The sequence below is a fragment of the Armatimonas sp. genome, assembly GCF_031410135.1.
In the GTDB taxonomy this organism is placed as follows: domain Bacteria; phylum Armatimonadota; class Armatimonadia; order Armatimonadales; family Armatimonadaceae; genus Armatimonas.
In genome coordinates, this window is sequence record NZ_JANNYP010000002.1 from 1 (window position 1) to 12,343 (window position 12,343).

At 56.8% G+C, this 12,343-nt stretch carries 16 protein-coding genes; 3 read left to right on the top strand and 13 right to left on the bottom strand.

What is annotated here, in order from left to right; translation table 11 throughout:
* Positions 1–76 precede the first annotated feature (76 nt).
* Entirely contained in the window at positions 77–334 is a 258-nt protein-coding gene (locus tag RMO15_RS00025; RefSeq protein WP_309706679.1) for a hypothetical protein, read from the bottom strand.
* A 175-nt stretch (positions 335–509) separates the two neighbouring features.
* Here RMO15_RS00025 and RMO15_RS00030 point away from each other — a divergent pair, with 175 nt between their 5' ends.
* Positions 510–905: a response regulator gene (locus RMO15_RS00030; RefSeq protein WP_309706681.1), complete on the top strand. Its 396-nt coding sequence runs from the start codon at positions 510–512 to the stop codon at positions 903–905.
* Positions 906–1,021: 116 nt separating this feature from the next.
* A complete protein-coding gene (locus RMO15_RS00035; protein ID WP_309706683.1) occupies positions 1,022–2,560 on the top strand; it encodes a trypsin-like peptidase domain-containing protein in 1,539 nt (512 codons plus the stop codon).
* 60 nt (positions 2,561–2,620) lie between these two features.
* Here the strand turns inward: RMO15_RS00035 and RMO15_RS00040 are convergent, their stop codons facing one another.
* The 11 genes from RMO15_RS00040 to mdh all read right to left on the bottom strand — a co-directional run bounded on the left by RMO15_RS00040 (position 2,621) and on the right by mdh (position 10,556).
* Entirely contained in the window at positions 2,621–3,316 is a 696-nt protein-coding gene (locus RMO15_RS00040; RefSeq protein ID WP_309706685.1) for a hypothetical protein, read from the bottom strand.
* 56 nt (positions 3,317–3,372) lie between these two features.
* Positions 3,373–4,503 carry a radical SAM family heme chaperone HemW gene (gene hemW / locus RMO15_RS00045; protein ID WP_309706687.1) on the bottom strand — a complete coding sequence of 377 codons (1,131 nt, stop codon included), beginning with the start codon at positions 4,501–4,503 and terminating at the stop codon, positions 3,373–3,375.
* Between the two features lie 12 nt (positions 4,504–4,515).
* Entirely contained in the window at positions 4,516–5,181 is a 666-nt protein-coding gene (locus tag RMO15_RS00050) for a thioredoxin family protein (RefSeq protein WP_309706689.1), read from the bottom strand.
* A 3-nt stretch (positions 5,182–5,184) separates the two neighbouring features.
* Complete coding sequence (locus tag RMO15_RS00055) at positions 5,185–5,547, bottom strand: hypothetical protein (RefSeq protein WP_309706690.1); 363 nt, start codon at positions 5,545–5,547, stop codon at positions 5,185–5,187.
* Between the two features lie 88 nt (positions 5,548–5,635).
* Positions 5,636–6,646 carry an alpha/beta hydrolase-fold protein gene (locus RMO15_RS00060; RefSeq protein ID WP_309706692.1) on the bottom strand — a complete coding sequence of 337 codons (1,011 nt, stop codon included), beginning with the start codon at positions 6,644–6,646 and terminating at the stop codon, positions 5,636–5,638.
* Positions 6,647–6,698: 52 nt separating this feature from the next.
* Positions 6,699–7,343, bottom strand: a complete 645-nt coding sequence (locus RMO15_RS00065) for a hypothetical protein (protein ID WP_309706694.1) — start codon at positions 7,341–7,343, stop codon at positions 6,699–6,701.
* Positions 7,344–7,439: 96 nt separating this feature from the next.
* A complete protein-coding gene (locus tag RMO15_RS00070) occupies positions 7,440–8,030 on the bottom strand; it encodes a hypothetical protein (RefSeq protein WP_309706696.1) in 591 nt (196 codons plus the stop codon).
* Between the two features lie 132 nt (positions 8,031–8,162).
* Entirely contained in the window at positions 8,163–8,597 is a 435-nt protein-coding gene (locus RMO15_RS00075; protein ID WP_309706698.1) for a type II toxin-antitoxin system VapC family toxin, read from the bottom strand.
* Complete coding sequence (locus RMO15_RS00080) at positions 8,594–8,869, bottom strand: hypothetical protein (RefSeq protein ID WP_309706700.1); 276 nt, start codon at positions 8,867–8,869, stop codon at positions 8,594–8,596. Before RMO15_RS00080 ends, RMO15_RS00075 begins: the two co-directional genes overlap by 4 nt.
* 25 nt (positions 8,870–8,894) lie before the next feature.
* Positions 8,895–9,410, bottom strand: a complete 516-nt coding sequence (locus RMO15_RS00085) for a hypothetical protein (RefSeq protein ID WP_309706702.1) — start codon at positions 9,408–9,410, stop codon at positions 8,895–8,897.
* 201 nt (positions 9,411–9,611) lie between these two features.
* Positions 9,612–10,556, bottom strand: a complete 945-nt coding sequence (mdh, locus tag RMO15_RS00090) for a malate dehydrogenase (protein ID WP_309706704.1) — start codon at positions 10,554–10,556, stop codon at positions 9,612–9,614.
* A gap of 83 nt (positions 10,557–10,639) precedes the next feature.
* Here mdh and RMO15_RS00095 point away from each other — a divergent pair, with 83 nt between their 5' ends.
* On the top strand, positions 10,640–12,070 hold the full coding sequence (locus RMO15_RS00095; protein WP_309706706.1) for a DUF1501 domain-containing protein: 1,431 nt from the start codon (positions 10,640–10,642) through the stop codon (positions 12,068–12,070).
* Between the two features lie 138 nt (positions 12,071–12,208).
* Here the strand turns inward: RMO15_RS00095 and RMO15_RS33105 are convergent, their stop codons facing one another.
* Positions 12,209–12,334, bottom strand: coding sequence for a S41 family peptidase (locus tag RMO15_RS33105; RefSeq protein WP_369016053.1), 126 nt, complete (start codon positions 12,332–12,334; stop codon positions 12,209–12,211).
* Positions 12,335–12,343: the final 9 nt, after the last annotated feature.

Below are 12,343 nucleotides of genomic sequence, written 5' to 3' on the forward strand. Positions count from 1 at the left end.
GTTGCGCCATCAAGAGCAGTTCTAGTTTTAAGATGCGAGGTTGCTTCAACTCTCTCCAGCTTTCATGTCTTAAATTTCATTTTTCTTGTTTTCCCAACTGAACCTGTTGTGGCTCCTGTGCCTCGTCCTCGTGGAGGTAGACGTGTACCTCATGCTCCGCCGCTTTTCGTTGCTCCACTTCTTTTTTTGCCTCAAGCTCTGCCCGACGGTCTCGCTCTATCCAGGCGACAAAGTACCGTCCGGCTCGTCGGAGCTGAGCGCGGAGCGCCCATGCCAGAGCACCTAGGACTCCTAGCACGAGCAGCAAGGCTAGTAAGTAGGTTTCATTTACCATCGAATCGCTTCCTTCTCTTCGACCCTTACCCCATAGGGGTGGTTGCATCTCTGAAGATATTTAAGCAAAAATACGAACATCTCGCTAGAGTGCGAATGCCCATTGACGTAGTGTATCCCTATGGGATAAAATAGACGGCATAGGGTTTTTCCGCAGGAAAGGGTAAAACAAGAGTATGGCACGAATTCTGGCCGTGGACGATGAGCCCAATATCGTCCGTTTGATTCAGGTGAACTTAGAGCGTATGGGCTACACCGTCGAGACCGCTAACAATGGCGTTCAGGCGCTGGAGAAAATTCATGCGAACCGTCCGGACTTGGTCGTCTCCGACGTCATGATGCCGGAGATGGACGGGTTTGAGCTACTGGCGTCCATCCGCCGTGACCCGGCGCTGGCGGAGCTTCCGGTGATCATGCTGACCGCCAAGACCCAGGATAAGGATGTTCTGCGCGGTTACTCGGGGGGGGCAGATATGTACCTCACCAAGCCGTTTAACCCGATGGAACTAATTTCTTTCGTGAAGCGTATATTACAGACCTCAGCTGAGGGCGATGGGCGCTACAAGATCTAAGTGAGTCTCTCGCTAAAATGAGTCTCTCAAGGCCCTCGCGTCCACTCGCGGGGGCCTTTTGTCTTTTTTCGCGAATCTGAGGCAGCCGCCTCGTCTTACTGTGCGGAGGTTACTCAATGTCAAACCGAAGTCGTCTTTCGATTTTTGCTCTGACCGGCGGGCTCATTGCCTGTGCTGTCCCGTTTTCTGCTCGGCTGGTCGCACGCGAGCCCGCCGCTCGCTTGCAAGAAGGCCGCGATACCGCTCAGTCGCTGGAAGTTGCCTTCACACAGCTTGCCGAGAGCATGGGCCCCAGTGCTGTCTCCATCAGTGCGGTCGCTGAGGTGCCCCGAAGCCGGTCGCCCTTTGAGCAGTTTTTAGGGCCAGATGGCCCACAAGCTCCTGCCCCAGGACAAGGCCAGCGTCGCCGCCGTCCCAATGCGCCTGCTCCGGCTCCAGGTGCAAGTGGGGATGAGGTGGACGATACCGTTCTGCGCCCTGTGGGTGGCTCGGGGGTTATTATCCGTAGTGAGGGCTATATCCTCACCAATGATCACGTTGTGGAGAAGGCCCGCGATGGGAAAGTCAAAGTCAAGCTCTCCAGCGGTGAGACCTTCATGGGGAAGGTCTTCCGTGACTCCCGCTCTGACCTGGCCGTTGTGAAGATAGACGCGGGGCGCGCCTTGCCTGCCGTTAAGTTCGCCGACTCAGGGCGCATCAAAGTCGGGCAGTGGGCCATTGCCATTGGCTCGCCGTTTGGGCAAGACAACACCGTCACGACGGGAATCGTCTCCGCACTCCAGCGCAAGTCCACGATTGGTGGGCCGCTGGACGGGCGCTACTACCCCGAGCTGATCCAGACCGATGCCGCCATCAACCCCGGCAACTCCGGTGGGCCCCTCTTCAATATCAAGGGCGAGCTGATCGGCATCAATGTCGGAATTGACACGCCGTCCGGCGGCAGTGTGGGAATTGGCTTTGCTATCCCCGCGAACACGGCGCACCTGGTCGCGGATCAGCTCATTGCCCAAGGAAAAGTGACCCGTGGCTTTTTGGGGATGAATCCTACCAATATCGAGCCCGAGATCAAGCAGGCGCTTAAGCTCTCGGCAGGTGCTTACGTCTCCCAGGTCACTGGGGGAGAGCCCGCCGACATGGCAGGTCTGGAGCCGGGTGACGTGATTACTCGCTTTGGCACCAACGATGTCCGCGATGAAGTGAGCCTGCGCAATGCGATTGCGACCACCAAGCCGGGAACCAAAGTGCCGATCCTGGTGAGCCGTGCTGGTAAAGAGCTGACGTTGAGTGCAACCTTAAAGGAGCTACCCGACGAGCGCTCGGCCACGGCAAAAACAGCGACCACCCGAAAACCAACACAGACTCTGGAGGCGACTTTTGAGCCACTCGATGCGGAGATTCGCACAGAGCTGAAGCTAGAGGAGTCCGTTAAGGGCGTTTTCGTGACGGAGGTCAAGAGCGGCACGCCTACGGATGAAGCTGGGCTTTTGCGTGGCATGATTATCCAGAGCGTCAATGGAACCCCAGTCGCCACGGTTGAGGAACTGAAGAAAGCGGCAAGCACGGTGCGCTCGGGTGGACTTGTGATGCTCCGCGTCTTGCTTCCTAGCCGCGTGAGTAAGCCTAGTCGTGGGATCATCAATATCCCCGTGCCGTAAGAAGTCTCAAAGACAAAACAGCCGAGTCGTATGTGTGACCCGGCTGTTTGTCTCTTGGGCTTAGCGCCGTCGCTGCTGACCCCCGCCTTGGCCAAGCTGTCCGAGGCCACCGAGCTGCCCTAGTCCGCCAAGCGGGCCCAAGCCACTGCCAGATCCAAGCTGGCCTCCTTGCCCTAATTGGCCGCCCTGACCAAACTGGCCTCCTTGACCGAGCTGCCCTGTCTGGCCCCCACCGTGCCCAAGCAGGCCATTGCCTGAGGAAACTCCCTGGCCACCTCTCTGGCGCGTGAACTGCGGGATGGTGATAATCCCCGGTAGGATTCCTGCGAGGTCTGCTGGATCGAGATAGGTCAGGTTGAGCCGCTCGTAGCGTGTGGTGGTGCTGACAGGCTCGCTACTGACGGGCTCTGAAGGCGCGGCAGAGGCGGCAGGCGCGGTGCGGGGCTTGACAATCAAGACGCCGTTCTCTTTGGTGTAGGTCAGGGGCAGTGAGCTTGCCCGCATGACGAGCTTGAGGGCGCTGTCAAACGGCTGATCTGTGATCTTGAGTGTCACAAAGCCTGCGACGGCATTATCAATGATGTAGTTCTTGAGCCCCGCTTGCTTGAAGATCGCTTCCAGAGTGCTCCGAACAGGCGCATCCTGAAGATCTACCGAGATAGCGGGATCGTTTCCTGCCAGCTGTGCAAGGACGGGGCGTGGAGCCACCGCCAATGTAAAGGCGAGTGCGATAGTTGCAATAGTACCGAATTTCATACGAGTCTCCTGTGCTGTGAAGTTATTTAGTAGGACTCCTACTTTGGTCGCTACCTTCAAAGAAAAGCGGACATGGCTTCACTGGCGAGAAAAAGCCCCTTGGGCTCAGTAAGTCGCAGATGATCTCCGACACTCTCGACCAAGCCCTGCGCCGTCAGTGTCGCGATGATTGTCGCCCAGCGCTCCTCTGCACGCACGCCAAATCGCCGAGAAAATGCCTCCAAATCTATTCCCTCGGCGAGACGCAAGCCCAGCATCATGGTCTCACCCATTGTCTCCTCAAGCGTGAGCTGCTCCTGCTCGCAAGTCAGTGGCTTTCCGCCGAGTGCCGCTTCAATATAGGCCGACGGGCGACGGATATTCACGCGCCGCTCGCCGCCTAGATAGCCGGTCGCCCCCGCGCCGAAGCCGTGGTAGCTCTCGTTGCGCCAGTAGAGCCGATTGTGGCGACAGGTAAAGCCGGGCTTCGCATAGTTACTTATCTCGTAGCGCTTGAGCCCTGCGGCTTGAGCCCGCTCCAGTGCTCTTGCAAACATCGTCGCCTCCGCACTCTCGGCGGGCAGAGGTAGCTTGCCACGCTCCCGGCGTGCAAAAAACGGAGTGCCCTCTTCGACGATCAGGCCATAGATCGAGAGGTGAGGCACGTCTAGCTCCAGCGCGGTTGCCAGTGTCCGCTCAAAGTCGGCAACTGTCTGGCGGGGAAGGCCAAACATCAGGTCAAGCGAGAGGTTCTCAAAGCCCGCTGCCCGTGCGTGCGTAAGGGCGACTTTGGCATCGTCGCCTGTGTGCTCGCGGTCAATGAGCTTGAGCAGGCCGTCGTTGAAGGTCTGGACGCCAAACGAGATCCGGTTAAAGCCCGCCTCGCGAAGCAATGCCAGATAGCGCTCATCGGCATCGGCGGGGTTGGCCTCCAGCGAAACCTCGGCTCCTGGGGCTAGGGGCAAGAGCGCGAGAATCTGGGTAAGTGCTTCGGCAGGAAGCTGCGTGGGTGTCCCTCCACCAAAGAAAACGGTCTGCAAGCCCCCCCCGCCCCCAAAATTGGGGGAGCTAATCTCTATCTCTTGGCAGAGTGCCTTGACATACTGAGCCTTCGTGCCGTCTTTGTAGCCCGAGTAGGCATTAAAATCGCAGTAGCCGCACTTTCGGGCACAGAAGGGGATATGAACATAGGCTCCCGATGGGGTCATAGAGAAAGCGTATCACATGTCGGTTAGGGAGATCGTTGACAGCCAGCTTTGGAGCTGTGTCACGTCTTGAAATCCGACTCGTCGGGCAATCTCCTGACCTCGCTGAAAGACCAAGACCGTGGGCGTGTTTTGGAAACCGAGCTCCCGATAAAGCTCAAAATTCGCTTCCATATCCGTGTCGAGGAGCAGAAGTCGCCAGCCCGGAGCACTGAGCTTCCAGCCCGGCAGCCAGATCGCCATCCGAGTTGAGTTCGCATCCCAGGGCGCGCCAAAAAATACCAGGGTCGGCTTGGACTTGGCGGTGGTGCGCTCGAACTGCTCTCGGGTCGCGCAGGGCATCCCCCAGAGATAGCGTGGCGCACTCAGCCGCTGGGCATTCTTACGTGCCAGTTTTGCCTCTCGGTTGCGTTGTGCCTCGTCGCTGCGTTGTGCAATGAGTACGTTGCGCTCATCTTCCAGCGCCTCCAGCGTCGCCAAAAGCTGCGTCTCTGTGGGGGGATTCGTATTGGGATGGTAGCGATTGAAGCCGTAGAGAGTGTCGTAGCGCTGAACCATTGCCCGATAGCCTTCATCTGTGAGGTTGCTTAAGGGGACAATACAGCTACGTAGGGCACAGAGCCGCTTCCAGATCGGCAGCTCCGTGTTGCGTACGTGGTTTGCACTTGCTCGGAAAGACATGATTTATTCGTCGTAGATTGAAACTTGGACAACATAATCATCTACAATATTGAGGACATAGCTACCCGAGACTCTGTCAGAATCGTTATGGTTATAGGAAAGATCTCCGGTGAAGCCTTTGTGGGTTCGTGGCCCGTTGCGAGCGGCTTTAAGAGCGGGGTTATTTGAGGTTTGCCAACCAAAGAAACTTTCTTGGTAAGGATTCGTTCGCACTATTTCATAGCGTGATAGACGCTGTTGGACTTGTTGTAAGGGCATTCCGGGTTTGATCGCGCTGAAGTCTTTCAAAAATTGGTAGTGCGACGATCCAGGAAATACGGGCCAGCCGCCATACTCCAGGATCGGATTCTTCTGAAAGAAAGCCACGATCAGGTAGAGACTTCCTGTCACAAGTAAGCATAAGGATGCCCGAGGGAATGAGCGTGGAGCAAGGTACGTTGGCCGTGTCATGGCGCTAGTTTTTCTTGACCACCGGCTGGCGGAAGTCACGCTCGATCATGTCGTTGGGATCGGCGGAGACGGGGCCGTCGCGCCAGAGCCAGCGCATCATATCTGGGAAGACCGCGCCGCCGAATTTTTGCCCGTGGTTGTTCATGCCCCAGGTGTAGTTCAGGTCGTAGCCCTTCTGGGTCAGTGCTTTCTGCATCCGCACGTTCTGCAAGAACCAGTCCCAGGTCTCGTCATAGACACCGTTGCGAATCCCCCGGTTGTCGTTGCGCCCGTCGCACAGATAGACACGGATCGGTTTCTTAGGACTCTTGCTGATGATATCGGGGTACTTGTGGCCGCCACGAATGTTGGTGAAGCTGCCGACATTGCTGAGCACCTTACGAAACGCATTGGGCCGCTCCCACGCCACGGTAAATGCCGCGATCGCGCCGGAACTGGAGCCACCGATGCCGCGCTGCTCGGGGTCTTTGGAGAGGTTGTAGTCCTTCTCCAGTGCAGGTAGTAGCTCCGCAGTGATCACGCGGGCGTACTTGTCGTCGAGCGAGTTGTACTCCGTGCCCCGGTTGGTCGTGCGATCGCCCCAGTCACGCGGGCTGGGCTCGGGCTGCTCGGGGGTGCGTCCAGGGTTGATAAAGACCCCGATCATGACCGGAATCTCGCGGCGGTAGATCAGGTTGTCCATCACGTTCTGGGCACGAATGTCGCCGGTCTCGTTCTTAAACGCTTGGCCATCTTGGTAGACCATGAGAGCCGTGGGCTTACTCGGGTCGTACTGGGCGGGGACATAGACCCAATAGGTGTGCTGCGTGCCGGGGTAGGACTTGCACTTCTCCAGCACAAACGGCCCACGAACCTCGCCCTTCGGCACCCCCTCTTGGGGCATCGAGTCTGGCCCGAGCCGATACTGTGAGTCCGGGTTGGCTTTGGAGGCGGTCTGCCGCGCGATGGCAAAGGTCGTGCCCGCTGTCAGTGCAAGCCCAAGCGCATAGAGCGTCGTTGTCTTCAGGTTCTTCATACCCAGACGATAGCACGAAGGGGGAGGATGTGTCAATTGGGGAGGGCTTCGCCTACGGCAGGGTTGCCAGGAGCCGATGGCCTGCGGGGAGCAAAGACTTCACTCGTGCGCGGTACTGGGTAAGGCGCTTTCGTAGGGGCGGGACGAGGCTATCGCGGTCTTTGCGGCGCTGGGTCGCGCTACGCCGGGAGTCGTCCACGGCGACAAAGGCGGCGCGGAGGGCGGTGCAGTCACTGTCGAAGCTCTCTTTGGTGTAGCCGCCCACCACACTCAGAGGGCGCTCGCTGGCAGGAACTGCGGTGTCTACGTTGATCTTCCCCCAAACCTCAGAGAGATCGGCGAAGGCTTTAAGCGTTATTATGGCACTCGCCGACGGTGAAGGCTTCTTAGGGAGAGCAGCGGCGTGCGCTGTGCCGGAGAGTGTGGCGGAAATGGCGTTTTTAACCTGATCAAAGCGCAATAATAGTGGCTGGCGGAGCAAATCTCGGCTTGTTGCGGCACGCTGCGCCTCATTCTCCGGCTCTGTGACCAAGGCACTCGCATTTGTCAAGGTAAGTAAGTCTGAGTCGAGCAAAGCTCTCAAGTAGCCACTCTGAAGCGAAAATGAGCGACCGAGTTCTGCCTCTACGTCGCTCCAATGTACACTGAGCCGATGCAAGACCGGCTGAATCTCTTCTGCACTCAACACTGTTGGCATAAGAATCTCCTAAGTCGAAAATAACAGCACTGAGCCGACTCTCGCGCCGCTGATCGCATTATATCCTGGCTGAGTCTGATTTTGTCTTGCTGAGTGTCACTTCTTTGCGGAGAGACGCTGAGGGATAAGTTTAATCTTCTGCCAGTACGTTTTTGAACGAAATTCTTCCACCTGCTCTAGATCAACCGACCGGAGCCATTGTCTGATCTTGGGGTTGTCTTCGTAGTTCATAAGGGATTTGATGCATCGCCGCTGGATGCGCTGACGCATTGCGCTCATACGTCGCCAGGTATTTTTATTGTCGCTAAATCCGAGTGATTGCAGATGCGCTTGGGTCGCAATCGAAACGAGTCTGGCAGAATAGCACGCAAGATTGTAGGGGTAGTCTTGGCTCTGTGAATCTTTTAGGCCAGGTGCACAGGACGAAAAATCAATGCAGGCGGCCTGAAGAGTGGGGTTCCATTTTCCTCCGACAATGTTTGCATAGCTATAGATTTGGGCGAGATAACGTCGGACAAGACGGTAGTGCGAGGGAGCACTTTTTTGAAGGCTTTGCAACGCTTCTTTTGTACGGAGCTGGAAAAGCGCTTTTGTTGTTTCGTTGTCAAGGCTACTCAGTCGGATACCCTCTGCACTGCCACAGGTATTGAGGCGAGCAAGAATCGTATGGAGGCTGGTGTCGAGCAAGAAAAAAAGACTCCCGAGCCAGTTCCAGGGGCTGAGAAACCAGATCAGGTACTGGAAGCGCTGAACTCGGCGGCGTTTTCTCATGAGAAAGTCGAAGCAATCGGGAGCGTGAAATCTGAGTAGATCATAGCGCTATTTTATCTCGGTTGGGGAGATGTAGTTTCGTTCTAAAAGTGTGCCATGGAGATGGTCGAAGTCCTTATCGGTCGTGAGAACCGTTGCGCCCGTTACTTTGGCTGTGGCGGCAATCCAAAGATCGTTCTTGCCCATCTTGATTCCTCTGCGGTGGCTGTAAACATCTAGCTCGACATAGGCAGGTAGTAAATCGGGGCTGTCCATCGGGACGACACGAAACACAGAAAACAGAAAGGAGAGCTGCGCGAGAGCGGGCTCACCCCAGAGGCGGTAGGTGGCAAAGGCTCTGGCCTCTGCTTCGCTCACGTAGGAAACGAGGGGAATCGAAGGGGTTGTGAAGCGCTGATAGTCTCGCTCGATTCGCTCCCCGATCTCATTGCGGCGGGCGTAGTGAATGAGGATATTGGTGTCAAGAAGGTACAGACGGCTCACGACTCATCCTGAAGCAACTGGATCAATTCCTCGTCGCTTTCTGGGGTTTTGAGAATGCCAAAGGCACGATGGACGCCATTGGTTCCATCAGTAGCAGGCAGACGGGGCTGAATCTTTTCCAACCATGCAGGTGGCTCGGGGCGAGTATAGATCGGCTCGTGCGACTCTTCCTCTAGGGCATCGGAAAGAACGGCCACGGCAAAGGCAAGGCCATCGGGGCGTGCTTTCAGCTTGGCAACAAGCTCATCGGGTAGGTCTAGGGTAACACTCATCGTCGCTTTCCTCTGGCGTATTCTATCACTGGGTGCTATCTTCGCGATTCATATCATTCATCTCCTTGATGATTTCCCGCATTTTCTGGATACGTTCCCACAGGGAGAGATGAAAGAATTGGTCGTAGCTTGTCAGGTTTATGCGTTGAAGAGATTCTTGCTTTTGTTCATCGGTGAATTCATAGACTGCCCACCAGAAACGCCGCTCCTCGATATTACAGAGCTGCTCAATACGCTGGTAGGTTTTCTTGGTATAGGGAAAGCCAAGGGATTCGAGGTATGCGTGGGTGGCTTCATGAATGAGTACTCCGGCATAATACATTAGATAGGAGTTGTAGTAAGAATCTCCGGAAACTTGTGCGGAGGTGAACTCTGGGGCGTAGCGGGAGAAGTCTATTATACAAGTTGATGTTTTTGAATCCCACTGACCGCCCGAAAAGTTACGTTGGTAGGAGATAAAGCGCACATGGCGCTGTAGGCGCTGGAAGTGGCGCGGGGAGTAGTCTTGAATGAGCTGGAGGGCCTCATGAGTAATCCGCATGAACTCCTCGTGATGTGTGTACCGAGCCCAGCGATGGGTGATTCTGATGTCCTCGAAAGTAGCACTTGTATTCCTCGTCATCAACCTTCGTGCGAGAAGTGTACTAGGGGAAGAAATCTGGATTTTCCGGTGGCAGCTCTTCATTGCTTAAATGAAAAAAGCCCACTCGAAACTTTCGAGCGGGCTTCTTGACTCTGGTATCTACCCGAAGATGTTGTACTTTTCTTGGAGCACATCGCACGAGGAGCGTACGAGGGCGGCGGACTTGGCGACGCCTGCTTTCTCTTCGTCGGTGAGGGGCACTTCGATGATCTTCTCGATGCCGTTTGCACCGAGCATTGTCGGGACGCCGAAGAACGTGCCGGAGACGCCGTACTCGCCCTCTAGCAAGCACGAGCAGGGAAGGATGCGCTTCTTATCTTTTAAGATCGCCTCGACCATCTCGACCGTCGCAGCGGCGGGGGCGTAGTAGGCTGAGCCTTTTTCGAGCAGCGCGACAATCTCAGCGCCGCCTTTTTTGGCACGCTCGACAATGGCGCTGAGCTTGTCCTCGGGGATGAAGTGGGTCACGGGAATGCCCGCCACAGTCGTGTAGCTGGGCAGGGGAACCATTTCGTCGCCGTGGCCGCCGAGCAGCATGGCTTGGATGTCCTCAACCGAGCAGCCGATCTCTTTGGCCAAGAACGTCCGGTAACGTGCGGTGTCTAAGACGCCGCCCTGACCGATGACACGGTTCTTGGGGAAGCCAGAGACCTTCCACGCGAGCGTGGCCATGGTGTCCATGGGGTTGTTGACGATCAGCACGATGGAGTTGGGAGCGTACTGCTTGATCTTCTCCACATTGCTGGCCGTGATGTCCGCGTTCACTGCAACCAGGTCCTCGCGGGTCATGCCGGGCTTGCGAGGGGCACCCGACGTGAGAATCACGATGTCGGAGCCTTCCATCGCGGCGAAGTCATCACCACCCGTAATATCCAGATCGTAGCCCTCGACCGGCCCCGCCTGGAGCAGGTCTAGTGCCTTGCCCTTGGCGACACCACCGAAGATGTCAATCAAAACGACGTCGGCTAATTCTTTGGAGGCGATCCAGTGGGCACAGGTTGAGCCGACAAAACCCGCACCGATAATCGAAACTTTCTTGCGCATAGCGGTTTATTGTACCTGCAAGTAGGATAAAATTGATGCATATTCACCGTATTCCCCCGCCCAGCGGGGGCTAGGGGGTTGGTTTGAGCAACGATTTTTGTAAGCGAACACGACGAGAGTTTTTGTGGGAGGCCGGAGCGGGCTTCACGGGCTTGGCACTGACGGGGCTTCTGGGCACGGACGGCTTCTTCCCCAAGCAAGCCGAGGCCAAGATTGGGGGAGCCAATCTTGGGGGCGCAAAGAAAAAAGCCAAGAGTGTCATTTTCTTATTCATGTATGGTGGCCCCTCACAAGTAGATACCTTTGACTACAAGCCAGAACTCGTGAAAGGCGATGGCAAGACCGTTAATATCAAGAGCTTTCGGCAGGCAGGCAAGACCATTCCTCTCACGCTCATGGGGCCGAAGTGGAAGTTCAAGCAGTATGGCCAGTGCGGCAAGCATGTCTCCGATCTGTTTCCCCATGTCGGGGCCATGTCCGATGACATTGCCTACCTGCACTCGGTCTACTCCGACTCGCCCATTCATGGCTCCGCGATGTTGCAGATGAACTCGGGCAAGATTCTTTCTGGCTCGCCAAGCCTAGGGACGTGGGTGAACTACGGCCTGGGCTTCGATGCCAAGGAGCTTCCCGGCTTTGTGGTGATGCTCGACACCACGGGCGGCCCGATCTCCGGCGCGAAGAACTGGGCCAGTGGCTACATGCCCGCCAAGTTCCAGGGGACGGTCTTGCGCTCGGCAGGCGACCCGATTCTCGACCTCTCTCGCCCAGCAGGGATGGCACCCGACCACCAGCGCGAGCTGCTCGATGCCATCGGGGATCTCAACCAGGCGCACCGAAAGCCCCGTGAGGACAACTCGAATCTGGCGGCCCGTGTCGCCAGCTATGAGCTTGCCTTCCAGATGCAGCGCACCGCCCCTGAGGCCGTAGATATTTCCAAAGAGCCCGATAGTATTAAAGAGCTGTATGGCCTGAACGATGCGGCGACCAAAGACTTCGGCTTCCGGTGTTTACTGGCGCGGCGCATGGTCGAGCGGGGCGTCCCATTTATCCAGCTCTACGCGGGCGGCGGCAACACGGACTTTCTGAACTTCTGGGATGCGCACGGCGGTATCGTCCCCAACCACAACCGCAACGCCGGGCGCGTAGACAAGCCGATTGCAGGATTATTAAAAGACCTCAAGCAGCGCGGGCTTCTCGACGAAACGCTAGTCGTTTGGGGCGGCGAGTTTGGGCGCACGGCGCATGCTACAGGCGATGGTCGCGACCACAACTCCTACGGCTTCACGATGTGGATGGCGGGTGGCGGCATCAAGGGCGGGGTCAGCTACGGCGAGAGCGACGAGCTCGGCTACGCGGCAGCGCTCAACCCCACGCCCGTTAAGCGCGTCCACGCCACGATTCTCCAGCAGCTCGGCCTCGATCCCAATAACCTGACGTACTTCTACGGTGGCCTCAGCCAGAAGCTTGTTGGTGTGGAGGGCGCGGAGCCTATCAAAGAGATCATCGCGTAGCTACAGTGCAGGCACAGCAGTAAGAGATCTCCGCTGAAGAAGCCCTTACCGCCCTCCGCGATACTCTCTTCCCTGAGGTGCAAAGTCAAGCTCACTTCCGAAGAGGCAAGGGCACTGACGGAGAACAATCGGCGGGTTTTATTGGGGCTGGCATGATTGAATGAACCGATCTGCGATCTCGACCGACGCGCTCAATAAACCGCCGGGATTGCCGCGAACATCCACAATCAATCCGTTGAGGCCCTGTTGATTCATCCGCCAAATCGCTGCGTC